The 25229-nt window shown below is 49.4% G+C and carries 27 protein-coding genes; 23 read left to right on the top strand and 4 right to left on the bottom strand.

The window, feature by feature from the left end:
- Positions 1 to 20: 20 nt before the first annotated feature.
- The gene (locus H3001_RS01380; protein ID WP_181213879.1) at positions 21 to 794 is read right to left on the bottom strand and encodes a hypothetical protein; all 774 of its coding nucleotides are present in this window, start codon (positions 792 to 794) and stop codon (positions 21 to 23) included.
- 182 nt (positions 795 to 976) lie between these two features.
- On the opposite strand from H3001_RS01380, the gene H3001_RS01375 reads away from it, so the two are divergent.
- A complete protein-coding gene (locus tag H3001_RS01375) occupies positions 977 to 1504 on the top strand; it encodes a ferredoxin domain-containing protein (RefSeq protein WP_181213878.1) in 528 nt (175 codons plus the stop codon).
- 167 nt (positions 1505 to 1671) lie between these two features.
- Here H3001_RS01375 and H3001_RS01370 read toward each other — a convergent pair whose 3' ends face one another.
- Positions 1672 to 2487, bottom strand: coding sequence for a Cof-type HAD-IIB family hydrolase (locus tag H3001_RS01370; protein WP_181213877.1), 816 nt, complete (start codon positions 2485 to 2487; stop codon positions 1672 to 1674).
- 192 nt (positions 2488 to 2679) lie between these two features.
- On the opposite strand from H3001_RS01370, the gene H3001_RS01365 reads away from it, so the two are divergent.
- The 7 genes from H3001_RS01365 to H3001_RS01335 all read left to right on the top strand — a co-directional run bounded on the left by H3001_RS01365 (position 2680) and on the right by H3001_RS01335 (position 6676).
- Positions 2680 to 3348: an MgtC/SapB family protein gene (locus H3001_RS01365; protein ID WP_181213876.1), complete on the top strand. Its 669-nt coding sequence runs from the start codon at positions 2680 to 2682 to the stop codon at positions 3346 to 3348.
- Between the two features lie 139 nt (positions 3349 to 3487).
- On the top strand, positions 3488 to 4342 hold the full coding sequence (gene map / locus H3001_RS01360; protein WP_181213875.1) for a type I methionyl aminopeptidase: 855 nt from the start codon (positions 3488 to 3490) through the stop codon (positions 4340 to 4342).
- A 39-nt stretch (positions 4343 to 4381) separates the two neighbouring features.
- The gene (gene tsaD / locus H3001_RS01355) at positions 4382 to 5404 is read left to right on the top strand and encodes a tRNA (adenosine(37)-N6)-threonylcarbamoyltransferase complex transferase subunit TsaD (RefSeq protein ID WP_181213874.1); all 1023 of its coding nucleotides are present in this window, start codon (positions 4382 to 4384) and stop codon (positions 5402 to 5404) included.
- 31 nt (positions 5405 to 5435) lie between these two features.
- Positions 5436 to 5936 carry a CinA family protein gene (locus H3001_RS01350; RefSeq protein WP_181213873.1) on the top strand — a complete coding sequence of 167 codons (501 nt, stop codon included), beginning with the start codon at positions 5436 to 5438 and terminating at the stop codon, positions 5934 to 5936.
- 105 nt (positions 5937 to 6041) lie between these two features.
- Positions 6042 to 6302: a 50S ribosomal protein L28 gene (gene rpmB / locus H3001_RS01345; protein WP_007569552.1), complete on the top strand. Its 261-nt coding sequence runs from the start codon at positions 6042 to 6044 to the stop codon at positions 6300 to 6302.
- A gap of 19 nt (positions 6303 to 6321) precedes the next feature.
- On the top strand, positions 6322 to 6510 hold the full coding sequence (rpmG, locus tag H3001_RS01340) for a 50S ribosomal protein L33 (protein WP_005841291.1): 189 nt from the start codon (positions 6322 to 6324) through the stop codon (positions 6508 to 6510).
- Positions 6511 to 6520: 10 nt separating this feature from the next.
- A complete protein-coding gene (locus H3001_RS01335; RefSeq protein ID WP_005841293.1) occupies positions 6521 to 6676 on the top strand; it encodes a DUF4295 domain-containing protein in 156 nt (51 codons plus the stop codon).
- A 544-nt stretch (positions 6677 to 7220) separates the two neighbouring features.
- Here the strand turns inward: H3001_RS01335 and H3001_RS01330 are convergent.
- A complete protein-coding gene (locus H3001_RS01330) occupies positions 7221 to 7874 on the bottom strand; it encodes an HD domain-containing protein (RefSeq protein ID WP_181213872.1) in 654 nt (217 codons plus the stop codon).
- Positions 7875 to 8075: 201 nt separating this feature from the next.
- Here H3001_RS01330 and ftsY point away from each other — a divergent pair, with 201 nt between their 5' ends.
- The 15 genes from ftsY (at position 8076) to H3001_RS01255 (ending at position 22933) form a co-directional block, all read left to right on the top strand.
- On the top strand, positions 8076 to 9041 hold the full coding sequence (gene ftsY, locus H3001_RS01325; RefSeq protein ID WP_181213871.1) for a signal recognition particle-docking protein FtsY: 966 nt from the start codon (positions 8076 to 8078) through the stop codon (positions 9039 to 9041).
- Positions 9038 to 10336, top strand: a complete 1299-nt coding sequence (gene rimO / locus H3001_RS01320; protein WP_181213870.1) for a 30S ribosomal protein S12 methylthiotransferase RimO — start codon at positions 9038 to 9040, stop codon at positions 10334 to 10336. Before ftsY ends, rimO begins: the two co-directional genes overlap by 4 nt.
- A 14-nt stretch (positions 10337 to 10350) precedes the next feature.
- Complete coding sequence (locus tag H3001_RS01315; protein WP_181213869.1) at positions 10351 to 10641, top strand: HU family DNA-binding protein; 291 nt, start codon at positions 10351 to 10353, stop codon at positions 10639 to 10641.
- Complete coding sequence (locus H3001_RS01310) at positions 10634 to 12028, top strand: HU family DNA-binding protein (protein ID WP_181213868.1); 1395 nt, start codon at positions 10634 to 10636, stop codon at positions 12026 to 12028. Before H3001_RS01315 ends, H3001_RS01310 begins: the two co-directional genes overlap by 8 nt.
- A 172-nt stretch (positions 12029 to 12200) precedes the next feature.
- Positions 12201 to 13196 carry an AAA family ATPase gene (locus tag H3001_RS01305; RefSeq protein WP_181213867.1) on the top strand — a complete coding sequence of 332 codons (996 nt, stop codon included), beginning with the start codon at positions 12201 to 12203 and terminating at the stop codon, positions 13194 to 13196.
- Between the two features lie 5 nt (positions 13197 to 13201).
- Complete coding sequence (locus H3001_RS01300; protein WP_181213866.1) at positions 13202 to 14071, top strand: DUF58 domain-containing protein; 870 nt, start codon at positions 13202 to 13204, stop codon at positions 14069 to 14071.
- 7 nt (positions 14072 to 14078) lie between these two features.
- On the top strand, positions 14079 to 15179 hold the full coding sequence (locus H3001_RS01295) for a BatD family protein (protein ID WP_181213865.1): 1101 nt from the start codon (positions 14079 to 14081) through the stop codon (positions 15177 to 15179).
- 18 nt (positions 15180 to 15197) lie between these two features.
- The gene (locus H3001_RS01290) at positions 15198 to 16196 is read left to right on the top strand and encodes a vWA domain-containing protein (RefSeq protein ID WP_181213864.1); all 999 of its coding nucleotides are present in this window, start codon (positions 15198 to 15200) and stop codon (positions 16194 to 16196) included.
- Positions 16197 to 16208: 12 nt separating this feature from the next.
- Positions 16209 to 17228, top strand: coding sequence for a vWA domain-containing protein (locus H3001_RS01285; protein ID WP_181213863.1), 1020 nt, complete (start codon positions 16209 to 16211; stop codon positions 17226 to 17228).
- 8 nt (positions 17229 to 17236) lie between these two features.
- Complete coding sequence (locus tag H3001_RS01280; protein WP_181213862.1) at positions 17237 to 17935, top strand: tetratricopeptide repeat protein; 699 nt, start codon at positions 17237 to 17239, stop codon at positions 17933 to 17935.
- 63 nt (positions 17936 to 17998) lie between these two features.
- Positions 17999 to 19837, top strand: coding sequence for a BatD family protein (locus H3001_RS01275; RefSeq protein WP_181213861.1), 1839 nt, complete (start codon positions 17999 to 18001; stop codon positions 19835 to 19837).
- Between the two features lie 57 nt (positions 19838 to 19894).
- A complete protein-coding gene (locus H3001_RS01270; RefSeq protein ID WP_394367781.1) occupies positions 19895 to 20614 on the top strand; it encodes a tetratricopeptide repeat protein in 720 nt (239 codons plus the stop codon).
- Positions 20615 to 20636: 22 nt separating this feature from the next.
- Entirely contained in the window at positions 20637 to 21347 is a 711-nt protein-coding gene (locus H3001_RS01265; protein WP_181213859.1) for a phosphatase PAP2 family protein, read from the top strand.
- A 96-nt stretch (positions 21348 to 21443) separates the two neighbouring features.
- The gene (locus H3001_RS01260) at positions 21444 to 21698 is read left to right on the top strand and encodes a DNA-binding protein (RefSeq protein ID WP_181213858.1); all 255 of its coding nucleotides are present in this window, start codon (positions 21444 to 21446) and stop codon (positions 21696 to 21698) included.
- Between the two features lie 89 nt (positions 21699 to 21787).
- Positions 21788 to 22933 (top strand): universal stress protein, encoded by a 1146-nt coding sequence (locus H3001_RS01255; protein ID WP_181213857.1) that lies wholly within the window; start codon positions 21788 to 21790, stop codon positions 22931 to 22933.
- Positions 22934 to 23067: 134 nt separating this feature from the next.
- On the opposite strand, the gene H3001_RS01250 is transcribed toward H3001_RS01255, so the two are convergent.
- Positions 23068 to 25203 carry a dipeptidyl-peptidase 5 gene (locus H3001_RS01250; RefSeq protein WP_181213856.1) on the bottom strand — a complete coding sequence of 712 codons (2136 nt, stop codon included), beginning with the start codon at positions 25201 to 25203 and terminating at the stop codon, positions 23068 to 23070.
- Between the last annotated feature and the right edge of the window lie 26 nt (positions 25204 to 25229).

Below are 25229 nucleotides of genomic sequence, written 5' to 3'. Positions count from 1 at the left end.
ATTCGCAAGGACTAATACTTTCATTTCTTTTTCAGTGCCTTCCCGAACCAGAGGCCAATTCCTAGGCTGGCATTCAATTCTCTTCCGATACTTCGGTTGCTGTAAGCGTACTCCTGCAAGGTGATTCCGTCGTTCTTGTCTACCAGGTAACTCTTTGCCCGGGTGAGGGGCTCTTGAAAGAAAATATCCATCATCAGTGCAATCTTGGGAGTCAGACGATATTGGGTGGAAACACCGAGGTTCATGCAGAGAGAGGAACTTCGGCACCATTCCTCATGAGTTCTTTTATCCCAGGTGCTTTGTTTTTCGTAGTCGCCTCCGTAATAGCTTTTGCCGATGCCGATACGAGGATAACATTGCCATCTCTCTCCTTCAAAGCGGTACACCAGTCCGGCGCTGCAGGCAGGATGTATTTTGGTGATTCCTGGTATGAGTAGATCCAGCAGGGCATCTATTAGCGGATTAGAACTTTGCATATCAAAAAACTTCAGACGGATATCGGCATACCATCCAAATCGTGGGGAGAACAAGTGGGTCAGTCGACAATCGTAATAAGGGGCTATAGCCGTGCGTTGAGCGAAAAGTGCGGCAGCAGGTTGATTGCTTGAAAAACGGGCCAGGTTGGTGTTCATACCCCCGCCTATATAGAGGTGAAACTGTGGCTTGTAGCGGATTTCTCGATATAAGGTAGATTGTGGTACGGTGTGTGGAGGAGAAGCCCAAAGGGTGGTGCCTGTTCCTAGGCCAAGTAATACAATGAGCAATTTGATTTTTACAGAATGCTTGATGTTCATAGTCGTTGTTTGTAAAGGATAAACGTATTACAGGGATTATGTTCATAACCTGAATGTTACAAATATAACCAATCCTTTGAAAAAGACTGATGCGAAAGAGTGGAAAAAAAGAAATAATTCGATAAATTTGTCGTAACAGAGAAACGAGACAACTGTATATATGTTAATAAATAACGGGCATTATGATTTTGAATGAAAGAGAATGCAATCACGAACTGGTATTGGATGTGGCACGTCAGATGATGATTGCCGCCCGTACCGCCCCGAAGGCAAAGGGAGTCGACGTGATAGAAGTGGCTTTGGTTACAGAGAGCAACATCCGTATCCTGTCGGATACCATGAAACAGATGTATGAAGAGAACGGGTTCAAGTTTTTCCTTCGCGATGCCGAGAACATCCTCGAGGCAGCCTGTGTGGTCCTGATCGGTACCCGGGAACAATGCCAGGGGCTGAACTGCGGATATTGCGGCTTTCCTGCCTGTGTGGAAAGGGAAGAGGGCGTTCCCTGTGCCCTGAATACCATTGATGTGGGTATTGCCATCGGTTCTGCCTGTGGAGTGGCTGCCGATCATCGCGTAGATACGCGTGTCATGTTTTCTGCCGGACAGGCTGCACAGCAACTGGACTGGCTGGACGGCTGTACCCGTGTCTTTGCCATCCCGGTAAGTGCCTCTTCCAAGAATCCGTTCTTCGACCGGAAACCGATGTAGCCATCCTGGAAAGCCGGGTGCCAAACAGGCAGAAGCATTTTCCATTCTGTCAACAGATGAAAAATGCTTCTGTAACTTATCAGTAATCAGGGCAATGTGCCCGCAATCATTTCTGAATCATCTTTTCTGTAATCATGCAGCGATTGCAGAAGAAATGTCACGGTGTCTTATTCCTGCTTGAAGATAAAGCGTTCTACCGCATAAGCCACACCGTCTTCACTGTTCGAACGGGTAATGAAATCCGCATTCTCCTTCACTACCGGCTGTGCATTCTCCATGGCAATTCCAAGGCCCGCATACTGAATCATGGAAAGGTCATTGAAACCGTCGCCGATGGCAATCATCTCGTCTTTGGTCAGTCCGATTTCCTTCAGCAATACCGACAGCGACTGTGCCTTGTCGATACCCTTGGGAACAAGTTCCAGGAAATAAGGTTCGGAACGGAATACCCCCATACGGTCTTTCAGGTGCTCGTACATCTCCTTTTCCAGCTCGGCCAGGCGGGTAGGTTCTCCCACAATCAGGCATTTCGCGATGGGATGCTTCACGGCATCCAGGAAATTGTCCACCTTTTTAATCTTCATCACGTTCAGCAAGGCCTCCTTCAGTACATATTCGTCTTCCGGATATTCTGTGAGCACATATTCCCCGTCGTAAGTCACGATTGCAAACTGGTTCTTGGTGGCGCACTCATATAAATAAGGAAGGACTTCCGGGTCGAGCAGATTCTTGTACATGATTTCACCGGTTTTCCAGTCAATGATTTCTCCCCCGTTGTAAGAAAGAATGTATCCTTCGTATTCATCCAGCTGGAGTTGGTTGGCCAAAGGAGCGATTCCGTAAGTCGGACGTCCGGACGCAAGCACGATTTTCACGCCCTGCTGCTGAGCCTTTATCAATGTGTTTTTCGTATGTTCGGTAATTTCTTTTTTCGGATTGGTCAGCGTTCCGTCCAGATCAAGTACTAAAAGTTTATAATCCATAGATTTGTATAGCTTGTTATTTCTTCGCAAAGATAATAGAATATTCGAAGTTTTTTCTTTATTTCGCATAAGAGTCGGATGAATTTTTCCGCAAGTTCCGGAAAAACGGGGGTGATTTTGTGCAACGGATGGATTCCGTGGCTTGCGGAAAGCGGACTTGTATGAATCGTTTATTAAAAAGGAGAGGATGTTATGGAATTGCATTACGATTTTATGCTGCGGCTGCTGATTGCCGGGGCAATGGGAGTCTGTATCGGAGTGGAGCGTGAATACCGGGCGAAGGAAGCCGGCTACCGGACGCATTTCCTGGTGGCTTTGGGAAGCGCCCTGCTGATGATTGTCTCGCAATACGGATTCAGTGACGTGCTGGCGGCCGACCTGGTTCGCCTTGACCCGAGCCGTATCGCCGCACAGGTAGTGAGCGGAATCGGTTTTATCGGTGCCGGTACCATCATCCTGCAGAAACAGATTGTGCGGGGACTGACCACGGCTGCCGGTGTCTGGGCCACTTCGGGCATCGGACTGGCAATCGGTGCCGGTATGTACGGGGTGGGGATTGCCGCAACGGTACTGGTGCTGCTGGGACTGGAGGCCTTGAGCTTCTTCTTCAAGAGTATGGGGCTGAGGAACATGATCATTGAGTTTACGCTGACCGATAAGGACGATTTGAAGCGGGTGACGTCGCGTTTTCACGAAAAAGGGTTTATCGTGGTCTCTTATGAAATGACCGAAAGTGCTTCTGTGAACGGAGAAATCTATCAGGTAAGCATGACGGTGAAGGCCAAGCACATGAACGAGGAAGCCCTGCTGCTGATGTTTCTGAATGAATTTCCGGGGGTGACGGTCACCAAACTGACGTAAACAGAAACCTTCTTTTATGCCTGCCCGGGCCAGCCTTCTGCGGGAAAAATGACCCTAAAAGATGATAATTTTTCTGCAGGAGCTGTTTTTCCTGTCATTTTTTTCTGTTACCTTTGCAACATTACTTAATATACAACTTATGAGAAGGAACAAAATAAACTGGAAGGTTCCTAAAGGTGCGGAACTGACAGAACTAGATAAAAAGGTCCTTTATTTCCAGGAAAAAGGTCATCTGGTTCCCTCGCGGAAGCTCATCAAAACTCCCGAACAGATTGAGGGAATCCGGAAAAGCGGTATCATCAATACCGGAGTGCTGGACTTGGTTGCGCGTGAGATTCATGCGGGAATGAGTACGGCGGAAATCGACAAACTGGTATACGACTATACGGTTTCACACGGTGCCATACCGGCTCCTCTGAATTATGAAGGGTTCCCGAAGAGCGTATGTACCTCCATCAATGAGGTCGTATGTCACGGTATTCCTTCGGAAGAAGAGATTCTGGAAGAGGGAGACATCATCAATGTCGATGTATCTACCATCCTCGACGGATATTATTCGGATGCTTCGCGTATGTTCATCATCGGAGAAACTACTCCGGAAAAGAAGAAGCTGGTCGATGTGGCCAAGGAATGTCTTGAAATCGGTATGCAGGCAGCCCGTCCTTTCGGCTTTGTAGGCGATATCGGTCATGCCATCGAGAAACATGCCAAGAAAAACGGTTTCTCTGTCGTGCGGAATCTCTGCGGCCACGGTGTGGGACTGGAATTCCACGAGGAACCTGATGTGGAGCATTTCGGAAGAAAGGGAACCGGAATGCTGCTGGTGCCGGGAATGGTCTTTACCATCGAGCCGATGATCAACATGGGTACTTATGAAGTGTTTGTCGACGAAGAAGACGGATGGACCGTGGTTACGGAAGACGAACTGCCTTCTGCCCAGTGGGAGCATACGTTCCTGATGACGGAAAACGGGCTGGAAATCTTAACTTATTGATTTAACAATTCAACTTAACGATTAGAAATAGAACGATATATGGATACTATTATATTAGGTATAGAATCGTCTTGTGATGATACTTCGGCAGCGGTGATCAAGAACGGAGTACTGCTTTCGAGTGTGATTGCAAGTCAGGCCGTACACGAATCGTACGGAGGGGTGGTGCCCGAACTGGCTTCGCGTGCCCATCAGCAGAATATCGTTCCGGTGGTGCACGAGGCACTGAAAAGAGCCGGAGTGACCAAGGAGCAGTTGAGTGCCATTGCCTTTACCCGCGGACCGGGACTGATGGGGTCGCTGTTGGTGGGAGTATCGTTTGCCAAGGGTATGGCGCGTGCGCTGGGTATTCCGATGATTGATGTCAACCACCTGCAGGGACATGTGCTGGCGCACTTCATCAAGGAGTCGGAAGACGACAATGACAAGCCTCACTATCCTTTTATCTGCCTGCTGGTTTCGGGCGGTAATTCCCAGATTATCCGGGTAAATGCCTACAACGACATGGAGGTACTGGGACAGACCATCGACGATGCGGCAGGAGAGGCCATCGACAAGTGTTCCAAGGTAATGGGGCTGGGTTATCCGGGCGGACCGATTATCGACAAGCTGGCGCGTCAGGGAAATCCGAAGGCCTTTACCTTCAGCAAGCCTCACATTCCGGGGTATGACTACAGCTTCAGCGGACTGAAGACCTCGTTCCTTTATTCGCTGCGCGACTGGCTGAAGGAAGATCCGGACTTTGTGGAGCATCACAAGGTGGATCTGGCAGCCTCACTGGAAAAGACCATCGTGGATATCCTGATGGACAAGTTGCGCAAGGTGGTGAAGGATACCGGAATCAACGAAGTGGCCGTGGCCGGAGGGGTATCTGCCAACAACGGACTGCGTAACGCCTACCGTGAACATGCCGAAAAATATGGCTGGAAAATCTATATTCCGAAATTCGGATATACCACCGACAATGCAGCCATGATCGCCATCACCGGCTATTATAAGTTTTTGGACAAGGATTTTTGCACAATAGATCAACCCGCTTACTCAAGGGTGATAATCAAGTAAGAACATTAAATAAAACATTCGAATTGTAATTATGTCAGTAGAAACAAAAACACTCAGTAAGGAGATAAGTGAGATCTTCTGGAGAGAAGGCTTTACATTGGCTACAGCCGAAAGCTGCACCGCAGGCAATGTGGCAGCTATCATAACTGCTATCCCTGGTAGTTCTCGTTTCTATAAAGGCGGAATCATCGCTTATGCCAATGAGGTGAAGCAGGACCTGCTGCACGTAGCGGCAGCATCGCTGGAACAGCATGGGGCGGTAAGTGAAGAGGTTGTCGTAGAAATGGCCAAAGGGGTAATGGAGACATTGAATGTAGATCATGCAATCGCTACTTCCGGTATCGCCGGACCGGCGGGAGGAACACCCGACAAGCCGGTGGGCACGATATGGATCGCTGCATGCAATCGTGAGACTGTGATTACGGCTAAGCTGAGCGAAGACAACGGAAGAGAGAAAAATATACAGGCTGCGACCAAAAAAGCCCTCCAATTATTGCTGGAATTGTGTCAAAATAAAGAAAATGAGCAATAAAAATGCAATTAGTTAGAGAAAGACTTGTATATATAAAATAAAATCACTTATTTTGCACTCCGTTTGAGAGAACGAAGGAAATAGAACTATAAAAACTAGATAGAAATGTCGAAAATTTGTCAAATTACCGGAAAGAAAGCCATGATTGGCAACAATGTTTCACACTCAAAGAGAAGAACTAAAAGAACTTTCGATGTGAACTTGTTTACTAAGAAATTCTACTATGTAGAACAGGATTGCTGGATTAGCCTGAATATTTGTGCTAACGGCTTGCGAGTTATTAATAAGAAAGGCCTGGACGCTGCGCTGAATGAAGCTGTTGCCAAAGGTTACTGTGATTGGAAAACTATCAAAATTATTGGTTAATTAAAAGGAGAAAAAGACTATGGCTAAGAAAGCTAAAGGTAACAGAGTACAGGTAATCCTTGAATGCACAGAGATGAAGGACAGTGGTATGCCGGGAACTTCTCGTTATATTACAACTAAGAATAGAAAGAATACCACTGAAAGATTGGAATTGAAGAAGTACAATCCTATTTTGAAAAGAGTAACAGTTCATAAAGAAATTAAATAATAAGTAGACCATGGCAAAGAAAACAGTCGCAACCCTTCAGACAGGTAAAGAAGGACGTTCTTATACTAAGGTTATCAAAATGGTGAAGTCTCCGAAAACTGGTGCTTACATCTTTGATGAACAGATGGTTCCTAACGAAAAAGTTCAGGACTTTTTCAAAAAATAATTAGCGGATTTTAATGATGCTATATAAAGGTCCCTTCATCCTTTTGGATGAGGGGATTTTTTTGTTTCTGCCGGATGGCTTTCTTTTTGTCGGTGAAACGCGGTTTTGGCTGACAGGGACTTTTCCCCGGAATGGGAGTACAGGAGGCCGGGAAGTGTCCTGAAAGGGGTGGAGAAGGGAAGAAAAGACGTTGATACGGAGCAGGGCGGTGAAGAAAATGGAATCGCACAATGGTGTGTGGCGTTGCGGATAAGGAAAGTGTGCCGAAAACCTCGCGAGGTTTTTGAAAAAGATGGCGGCCTTTTTCGTCTCCTTTGCTGATGTGTGAGGGAAAATACGCTGATGCGGGCCGGTCTTTCTCTGCTTTTCTGCGGAAAAGGAATAAGGGTAGCGATGAATTTGGGAGGGTAATGCGCTGGCTGGTAATGGAATATGCTCAGAGAGGAGCGCTGAGAATCCCGAATTTCCAGTCGGCTCCATTACGGCGTTGAAAGAACGGATTCTCAAGGCTCTTCTTTGTCAATTTGTTACTTTTGTCTTTTTGTCAGCGGGCGTTTGCGGATGCCGCTTGCTGTTCTGCTTCGTAAAGCCGGCGGAACGTGCTGCGCAACTGCTCCTCATCTGCCAGGATCTTGCGGAATTCGGCCAGGCGTGCGGCATTGCTGGACTCCGGTATCCACAGCTGCAAGTATCCGTTGGGACCGTATTTGACGGTCAGGTGCTCCTTGAACCGGGCGTACTGCTCTTCGGCCGTCATTTCCGGATAATGCGACAATCCGTATTGTACGGTCCGACGCAGTGTGATTTCCGGATCGATGATGCGGTCGGCCTCCGCCACAATTTTGCCGTACAGGCTCCTGGGCTCGTGGTCGCAGGAAGCCCGGTGGTCTTCTACGGCCTCTTTCATTACCTGCAGCTGCTCGGGGGTGAACCATTGGCGCAGGCAGGCGTCTTCCGCCAGTATTTTTCCGGAAACCAGGTGGTGCAGTTCCCTTCCTTCGCACAGTCCCGTATCGTGATAGGCCGCAATGACATAGGCCATGGACAGGTCGGCCTTGTACAGTGCCGCCAGTTGCAGGCTCTCCTCGATGACCCTTGCCGCATGGTCCAGCCGGTGGGCCTTGTCAAAGCCGTGATACTGCGGCAGGATGTGTTCTTCCACATATCGGACTAAATCTTCGGGTATGGATTGATTCATAATCTGTAAGAATTAAAAAGACATGAGATATTCGGAGAAACCGGAGGCTCTCCGTGTTTTTGCTTTACAATATTAAGTAGAATGTTCGGGTTGTGCAACTTTCCGCAAGATAAAAAGCAGTTCATCGGGATAAAACAGTGCGGTAATTTTGAAAAATATTGTATCTTTGTCACAAAATAGATAATAAATAACAAGCCGCGTATGGGATTTTTTAGTTTTTTCTCGAAGGAAAAGAAAGAAACGCTGGACAAAGGACTGTCTAAAACCAAGGAAAGTGTCTTTGGGAAGATAGCCCGCGCAGTAGCCGGAAAGTCGAAAGTAGACGATGAAGTATTGGACAACCTGGAAGAAGTGCTGATCACTTCGGACGTAGGAGTGGAGACCACGCTGAATATCATCAAGCGAATTGAGAACAGAGTGGCCCGCGACAAGTATGTCAATACTCAGGAACTGAACAATATCCTGCGTGAGGAAATTGCGGCCCTGCTCACCGAAAACAATACGGTGGACGCCGAAGACTTCAGTGTACCCGAAGGCAAGAAGCCGTATGTGATCATGGTGGTAGGAGTGAACGGAGTGGGAAAGACCACTACCATCGGTAAACTGGCTTATCAGTTCAAGAAAGCCGGAAAATCGGTGTATCTGGGAGCTGCCGATACCTTCCGTGCCGCTGCGGTGGAACAGCTGGTAATCTGGGGTGAACGGGTAGGAGTGCCTGTTATCAAGCAGAAAATGGGTTCTGACCCGGCTTCTGTGGCTTATGACACCCTGAGCTCGGCAGTAGCCAACCAGGCCGATGTGGTCATCATCGATACGGCAGGACGTCTGCACAACAAGATCGGACTGATGAACGAGCTGACCAAGATCAAGAATGTGATGCAGAAGGTGGTACCGGATGCGCCTCACGAAGTGTTGCTGGTACTCGACGGCTCTACCGGACAGAATGCGTTCGAACAGGCCAAGCAGTTTACGCTGGCCACTGAAGTGAATGCTATGGCCATTACCAAGCTCGACGGAACGGCCAAGGGAGGAGTTGTCATCGGTATTTCCGATCAGTTCAAGATTCCTGTAAAGTACATTGGTCTGGGTGAAGGCATGGAAGACCTGCAGATTTTCCGCCGTCGTGAGTTTGTTGATTCTTTATTTGGAACAGATACTGGTAAATGAGAAAGAATACGATTGATATCATCACCTTAGGGTGTTCAAAGAATCTGGTTGATTCGGAAAAGTTGATGAAGCAGTTTGAGGCCAACGGATATCGGGTAACCCACGATTCCGAGAATCCTCAGGGAGAGATTGCCGTGATCAATACTTGCGGCTTTATCGGTGATGCGAAGGAAGAGTCCATTAACATGATACTGGAGTTCTGCCAGGCAAAGGAGGAGGGACGGCTCAAGAAGTTGTACGTCATGGGCTGCCTCTCGGAACGCTACCTGAAAGAACTGCAGCTGGAAATTCCGCAGGTGGATAAATTCTACGGTAAGTTCAACTGGAATGACCTGTTGAACGACCTGGGCAAGGCTTATCATTCCGAATTTGCCATCGAGCGTCATCTGACGACTCCGAAGCACTATGCCTATCTGAAAATTTCGGAAGGTTGCGACCGCAAGTGTTCTTACTGTGCCATTCCGATCATTACCGGAAAGCATGTGTCGCGTCCGATGGAGGAAATCCTGGACGAGGTGCGCCTCCTGGTGTCGGAAGGTGTGAAGGAGTTTCAGGTCATTGCACAGGAACTGACGTATTACGGAGTAGACCTGTACAAGAAACAGATGCTGCCGCAGCTGATTGAGCAGATGGCGCAGATTCCGGGTGTGAAATGGATCCGTCTGCACTATGCATATCCGGCACATTTCCCGAAAGACCTTTTCCGGGTGATGCGTGAGAACGACAACGTATGTAAGTATATGGACATTGCCCTGCAGCACATCAGTGACAACATGCTGGAAAAGATGCGGAGACATGTCACCAAGGCCGATACCTACGAGCTGATCCGTCAGTTCCGCGAGGAAGTGCCGGGAATCCACCTGCGTACGACACTGATGGTAGGTCACCCCGGAGAGACGGAGCAGGATTTTGAAGAACTCAAGGACTTTGTGCGTGAGGTACGTTTCGACCGGATGGGCGCCTTCGCCTACTCGGAAGAGGAGGGTACGTATGCCGCCCGCCACTATAAGGACGAGGTGCCGCAGGAAGTCAAGCAGGCCCGTCTGGACGAACTGATGGAGATTCAGCAGCAGATTTCTGCCGAATTGAGTCATGCGAAAATCGGCAAGGAGTTTACGGTAATCATCGACCGGAAGGAAGGCGAGTATTACATCGGACGTACGGAGTTCGATTCGCCCGAAGTGGATCCGGAGGTACTCATCCCAGCCGGAGACCGTACCCTGAGAGTGGGTTCCTTCCATCGTGTGAAGGTATATGATGCCGACGACTTTGACCTGTATGCAAGTTTGGTATAAGAAGACATTAGACAATGAACAATAAGGAACTGACAGGCGAACTGGCCCGAAGACTGGGCTACACCAACAAGGATGCGGCCCAGCTGGTGGCATCCATGGTGGCCATTATGGGAGAAGAGCTTCAGGAGGGGAAGACCCTGACGTTTCAGGGATTCGGTACTTTTGAAGTGAAAAAGAAACTGGAGCGGATTGTGGTCAATCCGGCTACCCGTCAGCGTCTGCTGGTTCCCCCCAAGCTGGTACTGAGTTACAAACCCGATAATTCCCTGAAAGAGAAATTCAAAAAAATGCAGGCAAATGAATGAAAAGTTTACTTTGCAGGAGTTGGCTGAGCAGCTGGCCCGCCGCCACGACATGAATCCGGAAGACGCGGAAGCCTTTGTCGGACTGTTCTTTACGCTGATCAAGGAGGCGCTGGAAACGGATAAGTATGTGAAGGTGAAGGGACTGGGAACGTTCAAACTGATCGGGGTGGAAGCTCGGGAAAGCGTAAGTGTCAATTCGGGAGAACGGATTGAAATCCAGGGATATTCGCGGATTTCCTTTACGCCGGACGCAAGTATGCGCGACTGGGTGAACCGGCCTTTCTCTCATTTTGAGACCGTGGTGCTGAACGAGGGTACGCATTTCGACGACATGGAAGAGGAGGAGGGCACTTCAGTGCTTTCGGCTGAAATGTCGGCCGATCTGGAAGAGGGAACGGCGGAAACAGAGGTGTTACCGGAGGAACCGTCGGAGAGTCCGGAACTGGAAAGTAAGGAGGAGGTGCCTCAGACGACTTCTCCTGTGTCCGAGTCTGCTGAAGAGACCGATGAGACTGTGCCTGTGGAGGAAGGGGATTCCGTGGATGACCCCGCTGCTGCAGGTGAGCCGGCCGCACCGGAGACAGAGACCGTTGCATGGCCCGACAGTCGTGAACCCGAACCGGAGCCCCTTGTAGAGGCTGATGCTCAGGAACTCAAACCGGAATCTCTTGTAGAAACTGACGCTCAGGAAGCGGCACCTGTAATCCAGGGTCACGAATCATCGTCCGGAACCGGCAGTGAGGAACCGATGATGGAAACCGGGCATCCGGAACAGCTTCCGGTGGCAGAGACCGGGCGGAAGAGACGCTTCCCGTGGTGCATGTTGGCAACGGTGATGCTGGCAGGTGTCCTGATAGGAGGAGGAATGGTATGGAGTTTCCTTTCCGACAAACGGTTTATTTCGGAACATCTGCTCGACAGCCTGTTTGCCGTCACTCAGAAGGCATCGGTTGCCGCCAGACAGGAGTTGCCGGCAGTAACTGCAGACACGGTTGCAGCTGCCACAGCATCCCAGGCCGATACGGTCCGCAAGGAGGTGAAAAAGGAAGTGACAGTGACATTGCCGGAGAAACCGTCCACAACGGTTGCCCCGAAACAGCCGGAGCAGCCTGCTGCCGGAACGACGAAAGAAGCAGGTAAAACCACTCCGGAACGCCGTGAGACCCTTTCGGATACGGTGGAGTACCAGATTACCGGTACACAGGCCTCCTATACCATCCGTCCGGGAGAAAGCCTGGTGAAGATTTCCCAGAAGTTTTACGGCAACAAGAAACTCTGGCCTTATCTGGTCAAGCACAATCCTACGGTCATCCGTAACGCCAACCAGATACCGATAGGAGCTACCATACAGATTCCGGTCCTGACACCCAAGAAAGACCGGCAGTAAGAATTTTAAATATCTTTAGTCCAACAAGACTGAAAACCGCAGAAGCAACTAGTTTTTTTTAATAAAAATTAGTTGCTTCTGTTAATATAATGCCGTACTTTTGGGTTCGATAATACAATCTTCCCTTTATGGGGTGTAAAATAGATATTTGAAAACATTAAACATAGAAATTATGGCTGAAGCTATTGACATTCGTGAATTAAACGAACGAATTGAACGCCAGAGTGCGTTTATTACTAACTTGATGACCGGAATGGATCAGGTTATTGTGGGTCAGAAACATTTGGTTGAATCCTTGCTTATCGGACTTCTTTCGGATGGACATATCTTGCTGGAAGGTGTTCCGGGTCTGGCAAAGACATTGGCTATCAAGACGATGGCCTCTCTGATTGACTCGCAGTATAGCCGTATTCAGTTTACCCCCGATTTGTTGCCGGCCGATGTAATCGGTACCATGATATACAGTCAGAAGGACGAACAGTTCATCGCCAAGAAGGGGCCTATTTTCGCCAACTTCGTATTGGCTGATGAAATCAACCGTGCTCCGGCCAAAGTACAGAGTGCTTTGCTGGAAGCCATGCAGGAACGTCAGGTGACACTGAGCAAGGAAACTTTCCGTCTGCCGGAACCTTTCCTGGTAATGGCTACTCAGAACCCGATTGAACAGGAAGGTACTTATCCGCTGCCGGAAGCACAGGTCGACCGTTTCATGCTGAAGGTCATCATCGATTATCCGAAACTGGAAGAAGAAAAGAAGATTATCCGTCAGAATATTTCGGGCGAGAAGATTGAGGTACGTCCGGTACTGAAGGCTGCCGACATCATCGAAGCCCGCAAGGTGGTACGTCAGGTATATCTGGATGAGAAGATTGAACAGTATATTGCTGACATCGTGTTCGCTACCCGTTACCCTGAGAAATACGACCTGAAGGAACTGAAGAGCCTGATCGGATTCGGTGGTTCTCCGCGTGCGTCTATCAACCTGGCACTGGCTGCCCGCAGCTATGCCTTCATCAAGCGTCGCGGTTATGTGATTCCGGAAGATGTACGTGCGGTAGCTCATGACGTATTGCGTCACCGTATCGGACTGACTTACGAGGCAGAGGCTACCAACGTGACTTCAGATGAAATCGTAAGCAAAATTTTAAATAAGGTTGAGGTGCCCTGATTTATATGGAAACGAGTGAATTGTTAAAACGTGTCCGCCAGATTGAGATCAAGACACGGGGACTGTCCAGCAATATCTTTGCCGGACAGTACCATTCTGCATTCAAGGGACGCGGTATGGCTTTCTCCGAGGTGCGCGAGTATCAGTATGGCGACGATGTACGTGATATAGACTGGAACGTGACAGCCCGTTTCGACAAGCCTTTCGTGAAGGTGTTCGAAGAGGAACGGGAACTGACGGTGATGCTGCTGGTCGACGTGTCGAACAGTCTGGATTTCGGTACCGTACGTCAGACCAAAAAGAATATGCTGACGGAGATTGCCGCTACGCTGGCTTTTTCCGCCATTCAGAACAACGATAAGATCGGAGTGATTTTCTTTTCCGACCGTATCGAGAAGTTCATCCCTCCCAAGAAGGGAAGGAAGCATATCCTGTATATTATCCGGGAACTGCTGGATTTTCAGCCCGAGAGTACACGGACGGATATCCAGGGAGCGATCGAGTATCTGACGAACGTCATCAAGAAGCGCTGTACGGCTTTCATGCTGAGCGACTTCATTGATGAGCATGATTTCCGGAATGCGTTGACGGTGGCCAACCGCAAGCATGATGTGGTGGCTATCCAGGTGTACGACCGCCGTCTGGAAGAGTTGCCGGATGTGGGACTGATGAAGGTGCGTGATGCGGAAACCGGACATGAACAGTGGATTGATACTTCTTCGAAGAGCCTGCGCAACGCCCACCATGCCTGGTGGATGGAACGCAAGCAGAAATTGAACGAGACATTTACCCACTGCAACGTGGATTCGGTGTCTGTACGCACGGACCAGGACTATGTAAAGGCATTGCTGAATTTATTTGCCAAACGAAACTGATATGATTATGAAATCTACTTTACTATATAGTGGAAAGAAGATACTGAAGGCGGTGTGCTGCGGTGCCATGCTGCTGATGGCATCGGCAGCGAGTGCACAGGTGACGGTGGAAGCCCGTATCGACTCGCTCCAGCTGCTTATCGGCGAACAGGCCAAGATCAAGCTGGAGGTGAGCATGGATGCCGGGCAAAAGCTGCAGCTTCCTTTTCTGAAAGATACCCTGGTGAGGGGCGTGGAGATTCTGGATATCGCCAAGCCCGACACGCAGTTGCTGAACGACAAGAAGCGGTGGCTGATCTCGCAGGAGTATACGGTGACTTCCTTTGACTCGGCACTGTATTATCTGCCGCCTTTCGAGGTGATGGTAGACAACCAGGCCTACCGGTCGGAGGCATTGGCCCTGAAGGTGTATTCCATTCCGGTGGATACCCTGCATCCCGACCAGTTCTTTGGTCCGAAGGATGTGCGTGAGGTGCCGATTGTGTGGAAAGACGTGGCTCCCCTGGTATATAGTGGCCTGTGCCTGCTGATTCTGGGAGCGCTTGCCGTCTTCCTGATTATCCGTTACCGCGACAACAAGCCGATCATCAAGATTATAAAGGTGGAACCGAAGTTGCCTCCTCATCAGACGGCAATGAAGAAGATCGAGGAAATCAAGGCCGACAAGCAGGTGCAGCGCGAAGATCCGAAGTTGTATTATACGGAACTCACCGATGTGCTCCGTACGTACATCTGGGAGCGTTTCGGCTTCAATGCCATGGAGATGACCTCTTCGGAAATTATCGAACGCCTGCTGGAGGAGAGAGACAAGGAATCGGTCAAGGATTTGAAACTGCTGTTTGAGACGGCCGACCTGGTGAAGTTTGCCAAGCATGCGCCGATGATGAATGAGAACGACATGAACCTGGTGAATGCCATTGAGTTTATCAATGAGACGAAGGTGGAGGAAGACCCGAACGCGAAGAAGGAGCCTACCGAAATCAGGGTAGAGGAAAAACGCTCCAAGCAGGGTCGTCTGGTGCTGATGGGATGCATCGCGCTCGCGGTTATCGGAGCGGCTGTGGCATTGTATCTGGCTATCCGTCATATCGTTGATCTGTTCTTTTAATTTTTAATTCGTGGAATTATGATTTTTGCAAATATTGAATATCTGTTTCTGCTGATCCTGCTGATACCCTATATCGCGTGGTATTTTATGCGGAGAAAGAAGACAGAGCCTACGTTGCAGGTCTCTACTACGCGCATGTACATGAAGGCTCCGAAAAGCTGGAAGGTATATCTGCTGCACGCGCCTTTTGTATTGCGGGTGGTGGCATTTGTGATGATTGTACTGGTGCTGGCACGGCCTCAGACGACTGACAACTGGCAGAATACGGAGATTGAAGGTATTGACATCATGCTGGCGGTGGACGTGTCGACCAGTATGCTGGCCGAGGACCTGAAGCCGAACCGTCTGGAAGCGGCCAAGGAGGTGGCATCGGAGTTCATCAACGGACGCCCGAACGACAACATCGGTCTGACCATCTTTGCCGGAGAGGCGTTTACGCAGTGCCCGCTGACGGTAGACCACGGTGTCCTGCTGAACCTGTTTCACAGCGTGAAGGGGGATATCGCACAGAAGGGACTGATTGAAGACGGTACGGCACTGGGTATGGGACTGGCCAATGCGGTGAGCCGACTGAAAGACAGCAAGGCGAAATCGAAGGTGGTGATCCTGCTTACCGACGGTGTCAACAACCGGGGAGCGATTTCACCGCTGATGGCTGCCGACATTGCCAAGCAGTTCGGAGTCCGTGTATATACCATCGGAGTAGGTACCAACGGTACGGCACCTTACCCGGTACAGACGTATGCAGGTGTGCAGTACGTGCAGACTCCCGTAGAGATTGATGAACAGACTTTGAGCCAGATTGCAGGCACGACCAACGGAAACTATTTCCGTGCAACCAGCAACTCGAAGCTTGAGGAGGTTTATGAGGAGATTGACAAACTGGAGAAAACAAAGTTGAACGTGAAGGAGTTCAGCAAGCGTGAGGAGGCTTTTGCCGTATTCGGACTGATTGCTTTCTGCTGTATCCTGCTGGAGGTGCTTTTGCGTAACACTGTATTAAAGAAAATTCCTTAAAACTTTGCAATTATGTTTCGATTTGGAGAACCGATATATTTATATCTATTGATTATTCTTCCGGCCCTGGTGGGAATCTATCTGTACGGGAACTGGCGCCGCCGCAGGAAAATCCGTCAGTACGGTGATCCGGAACTGCTGGCTCATCTCATGCCGGATGTGTCGAAGTACCGTCCGGATGTGAAGTTCTGGCTGGTGTTTGCGGCATTGGCAATGTTGATTTTCATGCTGGCACGTCCGCAGTTTGGCTCGAAGATGGAAACCGTGAAACGTCAGGGGGTGGAAACGGTGGTGGCGTTGGATATCTCCAACTCCATGCTGGCACAGGATGTGACACCGAGCCGTCTGGAAAAATCGAAAAAACTGATTTCGCGTCTGGTGGAGACTTTCAACAACGATAAGGTGGCCATGATCGTATTCGCCGGAGAGGCTTTTACGCAGTTGCCTATTACCAGTGATTACATCTCTGCCAAGATGTTCCTGGAGAGCATCAATCCGGGACTGATTTCCACTCAGGGTACCAATATCCGGGAGGCAATCAACCTGGGTATGAAGAGTTTTACTCCCAATGAAGGGGTAGGACGGGCCATCGTCCTGATCACTGATGGAGAAAACCATGAGGGAGGAGCTGTGGAAGCGGCTCAGGAAGCTGCCAGCAAGGGAATACGGGTGTTTGTATTGGGAGTGGGATCTCCCGACGGCTCACCGATTCCGGTAGAGGGCAGCAACGAGTTCCGCCGCGACAAGGATGGCAACGTGGTGATTACCCGTCTGAATGAGCAGATGTGTCAGGAAATTGCGAAAGCAGGAAACGGCATGTACGTGAGGGTAGACAATACCAACAACGCGGAACGTGCGCTGAATGCGGAAATCAACAAACTGGCCAAGGCCGATGTGGAGACACAGGTCTTCACCGAGTTTGACGAGCAGTTCCAGGTACTGGCATGGATGGCACTGATCCTGCTGGCAGTCGAACTGATGATATTGGAGCGGAAAAATCCGATTTTCAAGAATGTGAAACTTTTTAAATGAGACAAGATATGTTGTTTAAAGGATATATGACGGTTGCGTTGGTATGCCTGGCCGGAACCATGTACGGTCAGAAAACGGAACGCGACTACTTGAGAAGCGGAAACCGGCTGTACAAGGACAGTACGTTTGTCAAGGCTGAAATTGATTACCGGAAGGCACTGGAACTGAATCCGAAGTCTTCGGATGCAATGTATAACCTGGGGAACGCACTCCTGATGCAACAGAAGGGCAAGGAAGCGATGGAGCAGTTTGAAGCGGCTTCGAGGGTGGAGAAGGACAAGGAGAAACTTGCCCAGATTTACCACAACATGGGAGTGATCCTTCAGTCGTCCAAGCAGCTGCCGCAGTGCATTGAAGCGTACAAGCAGGCACTGAGAAACAATCCGAAGGACGATGAGACCCGCTACAACCTGGCTTTGGCACAGAAGCAGCTGAAAGACCAGCAGCAACAGCAGCAGAACCAGGATCAGCAGCAACAGCAGCAGGAAAAGAAGGAAGACGAAAAGCAACAGCAGAATAAGGACCAGCAGGAGCAGGAAAAGAAGAATCAGCAGAACCAGCAGAATCCGCAGCAGAACCAGAACGAAATGTCTAAAGAAAATGCCGAACAGTTGCTGAAGGCTGCCATGCAGGATGAGAAGGATGTGCAGGATAAGGTAAAGAAGGCCATTCAGGTACAGGGACAGAAACTGGAGAAAGACTGGTAAGGGGTCCGGAACAGGCAATGGCAATGAATATGTGCAATTTAACAATGAAAAGAGAATAAGCAGATGAAGAAATTGGTATTCTTTTTATTTCTGATGGTTTCCACACTGGGCCTCTGGGCGAATGACAAGGCAACGCTGACTGCCGAAGCGCCCGACGTGGTGGTGAGCGGAGACCAGTTCAGACTTACTTTTACAGTAAACACACAGAAGGTGAGGGACTTTCTGGCTCCTTCAATCAAGGGGTTTGATGTATTGATGGGACCTAGCCGTTCCCAGCAGAGCAGTACACAGATTATTAATGGAAAGGTTTCTTCGAGCAGTTCCATTACTTATACTTATATTCTGATGGCGAATGAGGCGGGAACCTATACCATTCCTGCAGCCAGCATCGAGGTGGGAGGAGAGAAGATTTTCTCGAACGCTCTTACCATCAAGGTACTTCCGCCCGACAATACGCAGCAGTCGGGAGGACAGGGAGGCCAGCGGGGAAGCGCGTCTTCTTCACGCGGACAGATGGCAGGCAGCCGGATTACCGACAAGGACCTGTTTATTACGGCCACTGCCAGCAAGACTACGGTACACGAGCAGGAAGCTATTCTCTTGACTTATAAAGTGTATACCCTGGTCAACCTGCGCCAGTTGCTCGGCAAGATGCCCGACCTGAAGGGCTTCCATACGCAGGAAGTGGAGCTTCCGCAGCAGAAGACCTTCTCACTGGAGCATTATCAGGGAAGAAATTATAACACGACCGTATGGAGCCAGTATATTCTCTTCCCTCAGCAGAGCGGCAAACTGGAGATTCCGGCCATTACTTTTGAAGGGGTAGTGGCTCAGCAGACCATTCCGGATGATCCGTTCGATGCTTTCTTCAACGGGGGAGGATACATCGAGGTGAAGAAGAAGATTGTGACTCCGAAACTGACCATCAACGTGAAGCCGCTGCCGGCGAAGCCTGCGGGATTCTCGGGAGGTGTCGGTGAGTTTACGATTGCCTCTTCCATCAATACCAAGGAACTGAAGACCAACGATGCGGTTACGGTGAAACTGACCATCAGCGGATCGGGAAACATGAAACTGATCAGTACGCCGGAAGTGAAGTTCCCTCAGGACTTTGAGGTGTACGACCCGAAGGTAACCAACAACTTTGAGGTATCCCGTCAGGGAATGACCGGAAGCCAGACCATCGAATACCTGGCGATACCGCGTCATGCCGGCAACTTTACCATCCCTCCGGTGGAATTCACTTATTACGACCTGAAGACTTCTTCTTACAAGACATTGAAGACGGAAGCCTACGAACTGAAGGTGGCCAAAGGAGAGGGAGAAGGCAATGCCAGTCAGGTGATTTCCGACTTTACCAACAAGGAAAGCATCAAGGTGCTGGGACAGGACATCCGCTTCATCAAACTTGGAGAAACCAGTCTGTCTCCTAAGGGTGAGTTCTTCTACGGAACGGTTGCCTATATCCTGTGGTATGTATTGCCGCTGATACTGTTTGTCGCAGCCATCATCTTCTTCCGCAAGCAGGCTGCTGAAAATGCGAATGTGGCCAAGATGAAGACGAAAAAGGCCAACAAGGTAGCTACGAAACGTATGAAACAGGCCGGAAAACTCCTGGCTGCCAACCAGAAGAACGAGTTCTATGACGAGGTATTGAAGGCTTTGTGGGGTTACATCAGCGATAAACTGAACATTCCGGTTTCACAGTTGTCTAAAGATAACATCGAGTCGGAACTGGCCAGATACGGTGTATCGGAAGAACTGACAAAGGAATTCATACACGCCTTGAATGAGTGTGAGTTTGCCCGTTATGCTCCGGGAGATGAAAACGAAGCAATGGATAAGGTATACGGAGCTTCCATTGAGGTAATCAGCAAGATGGAAAATAGTATTAAACATTAAAAGCGGAAAGAGGAGATTCGAAATATGAGAAAATGGTCTTTCATTTTGATATTCATCATGCTGGCAGCCCAGCAGATATGGGCTGCAGCCGGAAAGGCAGAAGCGGATCAGGCTTATCAGGCAAATGATTACGCCAAAGCCATCCAGTTGTATGAGGAGATACTGAATACACAGGGGGAATCGGCTGACATATACTATAATTTGGGAAACAGCTATTACAAGGAGAAGAACGTGGCGAAGGCGGTACTGAACTACGAGCGTGCCTTGCTGCTGAGCCCGGGGGATGCGGATATCCGTTTCAACCTGGAGATGGCACGGGCCAAGTCGGTAGACCAGATTACTCCGACCAGTGAGGTGTTCATCGTTACCTGGATAAAGGCACTGACCAACAGTTGCAGCGAGAAGGAATGGTCGGTAATTGGTATTATGGCTTTCTTTCTACTGCTGGCCGGACTGGCTGTCTATATTTTCGGCAGCCGGGTGGTTATCCGCAAAATCGGTTTTATCGGTGCGGTAGTCTTTCTGATTGTGACGGTTTTTGCCAACCTGTTTGCAGCTGAGCAGAAAGAAAAACTGACGGAACGTACCGGAGCGATTGTGATGTCGCCCAGCATTACGGTCAAGAGTACCCCGGATGAGAGCGGAACGGACCTGTTCGTCATCCATGAGGGAACCAAAGTCTACATTGACGACAATTCGATGGAAAGCTGGAAGGAAATCCGTCTGGAAGATGGAAAGAAAGGCTGGCTTCCGGCAAATGCAATAGAAAAGATCTGATTATTTTAGTTTTAATTTGATTATGGATATACAACAACTGATAGCATTGGATAAAGAACTGTTGCTGGAAATCAACAGCAGCCATTCGTTGTTTTGGGACGGATTCATGTGGACAGTGTCCGGCACGAAGATCTGGATTCCTGCGGCTGCCATGTTGTTGTATATCATTTTTAAGAATACCAAAGTAACGCACGGGATAGTCATTCTGGTGATGATTGCATTGGTGGTAACCCTGGCCGATCAGTTTGCCTCGGGGCTTTGCAAGCCGTACTTCCACCGTTTCCGTCCGTCGAATGACCCCGAACTGATGCAGTACGTACACATCGTGAACGGTTACCGGGGAGGGCTGTACGGCTTCTTGTCCAGCCATGCTTCCAATACCTTTGCGGTGGCTACGTTTGTCTCACTGCTCATCCGTCACCGTGCGCTGACAGTAATGATGTTCCTTTGGGCAGCCATTCCTTCCTATTCCCGGATGTACCTGGGGGTACACTATCCCGGAGATGTACTGGGAGGTGCGCTGGCCGGATGCATCATTGCTTCCCTTGTCTACGCATTGTATCTTTTTATTCAGAAACGCTATCTGGGAGGACATTCCCAATTCATATCCAACCAGTATACTTCGTCGGGCTATGAAATCTCAGGAATCAGAATGCTGCACTTTGTCCTGTTGCTCACTTACTTGTATGCAGGGGTTGCAGGAATGATTTGTTGCAAAATTTTGAATTTCTAAAAATAAATTCCTTTTTATTGTTCCGTTTTATAAAATTTACTATATTTATATCGTGATTTAACAAATACAATGGTGTAACGCTAAAATTGGAATACTATGAACAGAACAATAACCTTTAACGAATTGCGTAAAATAAAAGATTCTTTACCAACCGGAAGCATGCATCGCATCGCCGATGAATTAGGTATCAGTGTGGAGACGGTCCGTAATTTCTTCGGCGGTCAGAACTTCAAGGATGGAAAGAGCGTGGGTATTCATTTGGAAGCTGGTCCTGATGGAGGTTTGGTCATGCTGGATGACACCACCGTACTGGACAAGGCAATTGAGATTTTAAAAGAACAGAATAATTGATTTATCATTCAAGGAGTCCTGATCGGTTCGTTATGACCGGATCAGGACTTTTTGTTTATCTGAGTTTTTCACTTTTAATTCCATGAACTATGAATAATGACAGTAAATTGGTAACCCTGGCGATTCTGACTTATTCTAAAGCTCAGATTTTACAGACAATCCTGGAGAATGAAGGGATAGAGTCTTATATTCAGAACGTGAATTTGATCCAGCCGGTGATTTCATCGGGAGTAAGGGTGCGCATCAATGAGCACGACCTGCCACAGGCATTGAAGGTGGTGGAAAGTTCGGTATGGCTCCAGTCGGAGGTGCTGAACGAAAACGACACTGCCTTATGGGGAAGTGAATCGAAGGAAAACAAGATACTGATTCCGGTCGATTTCTCTGCCTATTCGGAGAGAGCCTGCGACTTTGGATTCAAGCTGGCCGACCAGTTCCATGCAGAAGTGGTCCTGCTGCATGTCTATTACAGTCCGATTTATTTCCCGGGAACTTCCTATGATACGGAACTTTACCAGTTTGCCATGCCCGAAGAAATGATTTCGGTGCGCAACATGATGCAGCGGGTACATACGCAGTTCAAGGAACTGGCAGAAAAGGTAGCGGCCAAGATTGCCTCAGGCGAATATCCGGACGTGAAATATACCTGTGTGCTGAAAGAGGGAGTTGCAGAAGAAGAAATTCTGCGCTATGCCAAAAGTCACAAGCCCTTCATCATCGTAATGGGCACAAGAGGAGAGAACGAGAAGGAACAGAGTCTGATAGGCAGTGTGACGGCCGAGATTGTGGAACGGAGTTCCGCCTTTGTGTATGTGATCCCCGAGGCTGCCACGATCAAATCGGTGGAAGAACTGAAACGCATTGCGGTATTTACCAGCTTCGACCAGCGCGACCTGATTGCATTCGATTCCCTGGTAACCAGTTTCAAGGAGCAGCAGTTTGAGATTACCTTTGTGCACATCAGTTCCCATGCCGAAAAGCGGGAAAGCAATGAAAAGAGGCTGCTGGCCCTGCAGGACTATTTCAGAAAGCAGTATCCGCACCTGAAGGTGGAATATACCGTGCTCGATGATGAGAACCTGCTGAATGAGGTGGATAAGATGGTGGCCGAGAAACACATCGATGCCATCTGTGTGGCCAATTACCGGAGGAACATTTTTGCCCGCCTCTTCAACCTGAGTGTGGCCCGCAAGATGCTGTTCCATTCCAAGACACCGATTCTGGTGATCCGTTGAGACTACAGGCGGTGACAGGTAACGCTGTTTCCGGTCCGCCGGCCGCAGACCAACAAAAATCCCCTTATTTCCCGAAAATCTCTATCGGAAAATAAGGGGATTTCTTATTACAGGGCAACTTGTGCAGTCACGGCTTACTGTTTATTCTCTCCCGGCTTCAGCCATTTGTCGAGCCAGTTAAAGAACGTACGCTGCCAGAGAATACCGTTCTGCGGTTTGAGTACCCAGTGATTTTCATCCGGGAAAATCAGCAACTGTGCCGGTACCCCTCTCAGCTTGGCCGCATTGAATGCCGCCATACCCTGGGAAGCCAGGATGCGGTAATCCTTTTCTCCATGGATACAGAGAATCGGCGTATCCCACTTGTCGACAAAGAGGTGAGGTGAGTTGGCATAGCTGCGCTTGACAGCCGGATTGTTCTTTTCCCAATACGGGCCACCCAGATCCCAGTTGGTAAACCAGAGCTCTTCGGTCTCCAGGTACTGCTGTTCCATATTGAAGAATCCGTCGTGGGCAATAAAGGCCTTGAAACGCTTGTTGTGATGTCCGGCAAGCCAATATACCGAATAACCTCCGAAGCTGGCTCCTACGCAGCCTAAATGGTCTTTATCAACGTATTTTTCCTTAGAGATGTCATCGATGGCGCTCAGGTAGTCGTCCATACAGTGTCCGCCGTAGTTCGTACTGATTTCTTCCAGCCATTCCATGCCGAATCCCGGCAGTCCGCGACGGTTCGGAGCAATGATGATGTAATCGTTGGCTGCCATGATCTGCAGGTTCCAGCGATAGCTCCAGAACTGACTGACAGGTGACTGCGGTCCGCCTTCGCAGAAGAGCAGGGTAGGATACTTCTTGTTGGGGTCGAAGTCGGCAGGATATACCACCCACGACAACATCTGCTTGCCGTCTACCGTACGGGTCCAGCGCGGCTCTACCTTACCGAGCTTCAGCTGGCTGAAGATGTGGTCGTTTTCCTGTGTGATGCGGGTTACTTTGTTCTCAGCCTTCAGGTCGACCGTAAACAGTTCGTCGGCCTCGCTGATGGCGTGACGCTTGGTCAGCAGTTTACCGTCTTCGAGCATGCTGACCGTACCGTAGTCGTACATGCCCTCGGTGAGCTGTTTCACCTCTCCTTGGAGGTTGGTGCTGTGGATCATGCTGGTGGCATGCCATACTCCGGTAAAGTACAGCGTATTTCCGTCGGGTGCCCAGCAGTAATCATCTACTCCCGACTGGAAGGCTTCGGTGACATAGGTCTTTTTGCCGTTCTCCAGGTTCATGACACACAGCCGGTTGCGGTCGCTTTCGTAACCGTCGCGTTCCATGCTCTGCCAGGCAATGCTTTTTCCGTCGGGTGAGAATTTCGGATTGGTGTCATAGCCCATGTTCTTGTCGGTGGCATCTTCCTTGCACAGGTTGCGTGTCTGGCCTGTGCTCAGGTCGTAAAGGTAAATGTCCGAATCCGTAGATACCGAATACTCCAGTCCTGTCTTTTTGCGGCAGGTATAGGCAATCTGTTTCGAATCGTTGCTCCATGCCAGCTGCTCGATGCCTCCGAAAGGCTTCATCGGTGATTCATAAGGCTCTCCCTCCAGGATATCAGTAGCCTGACCCACCTGATTTCCGTCGAAGGAAGCTACAAACGGATGAGGAACCGACTGTACCCATTCGTCCCAGTGCTTGTACATGAGGTCGTCGATGACCATACCGCTGGCTTTGTCCAGATCCGGATATTGGTCTGCGGTACGTTCTCCGTATTTCACTTGTGAAATGAACAGTACCTTGCTTTCGTCGGGAGAGAACTTGAATCCTTCAATGTCTCCTTCGTACTGCGACAACTGCTTTCTTCCGGTTCCGTCCGGATTCATTTCCCAGATCTGGTTGCTGCCGCCGGCCGCTGTCAGGAAGGCGATTTTCGTTCCTCCCTTTATCCAGCACGGTTCTCCTTCGTTGTCGGAAGTGGTGGTCAGCTGGCGGTTGTTGCTGCCGTCAGCGTTCATTACGTAGATGGTAAGGTGGCTCTTGTTTTCCTTTACACTATAATACGATACGGTATAGGCAATCTGCTTGCCGTCGGGGGATACCGCCGTGCTGCCGATACGTCCCATGGCCCATAACGCTTCCGGAGTCAGCTTGCCATCCTTTATCTCGATCTGTTGTTTGCCGATGAATGGCGTACCGGCATCCGTAGCCGACTGTTCCGGACTGACACAGGCCGTAGCGGCGAGCATCATCGCTGCAGTCATGCTCATTAAGTCTGCTTTGTTCATATTTATATTGTTTTTATGAAATTGAA

It is taken from the genome of Phocaeicola faecicola (genome assembly GCF_013618865.1).
GTDB lineage: Bacteria > Bacteroidota > Bacteroidia > Bacteroidales > Bacteroidaceae > Phocaeicola > Phocaeicola faecicola.
Note: the sequence above shows the minus strand (reverse complement) of the source record. Positions and strands in the feature narration are given on the sequence as shown.

Coding starts and splice junctions, on each gene's coding strand:
- rimO (WP_181213870.1), top strand. CDS start 9,038: ATGAGAAAGAATACGATTGATATCATCACCTTAGGGTGTTCAAAGAAT.
- H3001_RS01350 (WP_181213873.1), top strand. CDS start 5,436: ATGTCAGTAGAAACAAAAACACTCAGTAAGGAGATAAGTGAGATCTTC.
- H3001_RS01310 (WP_181213868.1), top strand. CDS start 10,634: ATGAATGAAAAGTTTACTTTGCAGGAGTTGGCTGAGCAGCTGGCCCGC.
- H3001_RS01315 (WP_181213869.1), top strand. CDS start 10,351: ATGAACAATAAGGAACTGACAGGCGAACTGGCCCGAAGACTGGGCTAC.
- tsaD (WP_181213874.1), top strand. CDS start 4,382: ATGGATACTATTATATTAGGTATAGAATCGTCTTGTGATGATACTTCG.
- H3001_RS01300 (WP_181213866.1), top strand. CDS start 13,202: ATGGAAACGAGTGAATTGTTAAAACGTGTCCGCCAGATTGAGATCAAG.
- H3001_RS01270 (WP_394367781.1), top strand. CDS start 19,895: ATGCTGGCAGCCCAGCAGATATGGGCTGCAGCCGGAAAGGCAGAAGCG.
- H3001_RS01305 (WP_181213867.1), top strand. CDS start 12,201: ATGGCTGAAGCTATTGACATTCGTGAATTAAACGAACGAATTGAACGC.
- map (WP_181213875.1), top strand. CDS start 3,488: ATGAGAAGGAACAAAATAAACTGGAAGGTTCCTAAAGGTGCGGAACTG.
- rpmG (WP_005841291.1), top strand. CDS start 6,322: ATGGCTAAGAAAGCTAAAGGTAACAGAGTACAGGTAATCCTTGAATGC.
- H3001_RS01255 (WP_181213857.1), top strand. CDS start 21,788: ATGAATAATGACAGTAAATTGGTAACCCTGGCGATTCTGACTTATTCT.
- H3001_RS01290 (WP_181213864.1), top strand. CDS start 15,198: ATGATTTTTGCAAATATTGAATATCTGTTTCTGCTGATCCTGCTGATA.
- H3001_RS01370 (WP_181213877.1), bottom strand. CDS start 2,487: ATGGATTATAAACTTTTAGTACTTGATCTGGACGGAACGCTGACCAAT.
- H3001_RS01265 (WP_181213859.1), top strand. CDS start 20,637: ATGGATATACAACAACTGATAGCATTGGATAAAGAACTGTTGCTGGAA.
- ftsY (WP_181213871.1), top strand. CDS start 8,076: ATGGGATTTTTTAGTTTTTTCTCGAAGGAAAAGAAAGAAACGCTGGAC.
- H3001_RS01295 (WP_181213865.1), top strand. CDS start 14,079: ATGAAATCTACTTTACTATATAGTGGAAAGAAGATACTGAAGGCGGTG.
- H3001_RS01260 (WP_181213858.1), top strand. CDS start 21,444: ATGAACAGAACAATAACCTTTAACGAATTGCGTAAAATAAAAGATTCT.
- H3001_RS01375 (WP_181213878.1), top strand. CDS start 977: ATGATTTTGAATGAAAGAGAATGCAATCACGAACTGGTATTGGATGTG.
- H3001_RS01280 (WP_181213862.1), top strand. CDS start 17,237: ATGTTGTTTAAAGGATATATGACGGTTGCGTTGGTATGCCTGGCCGGA.
- H3001_RS01250 (WP_181213856.1), bottom strand. CDS start 25,203: ATGAACAAAGCAGACTTAATGAGCATGACTGCAGCGATGATGCTCGCC.
- H3001_RS01330 (WP_181213872.1), bottom strand. CDS start 7,874: ATGAATCAATCCATACCCGAAGATTTAGTCCGATATGTGGAAGAACAC.
- H3001_RS01380 (WP_181213879.1), bottom strand. CDS start 794: ATGAACATCAAGCATTCTGTAAAAATCAAATTGCTCATTGTATTACTT.
- H3001_RS01285 (WP_181213863.1), top strand. CDS start 16,209: ATGTTTCGATTTGGAGAACCGATATATTTATATCTATTGATTATTCTT.
- rpmB (WP_007569552.1), top strand. CDS start 6,042: ATGTCGAAAATTTGTCAAATTACCGGAAAGAAAGCCATGATTGGCAAC.
- H3001_RS01365 (WP_181213876.1), top strand. CDS start 2,680: ATGGAATTGCATTACGATTTTATGCTGCGGCTGCTGATTGCCGGGGCA.
- H3001_RS01275 (WP_181213861.1), top strand. CDS start 17,999: ATGAAGAAATTGGTATTCTTTTTATTTCTGATGGTTTCCACACTGGGC.
- H3001_RS01335 (WP_005841293.1), top strand. CDS start 6,521: ATGGCAAAGAAAACAGTCGCAACCCTTCAGACAGGTAAAGAAGGACGT.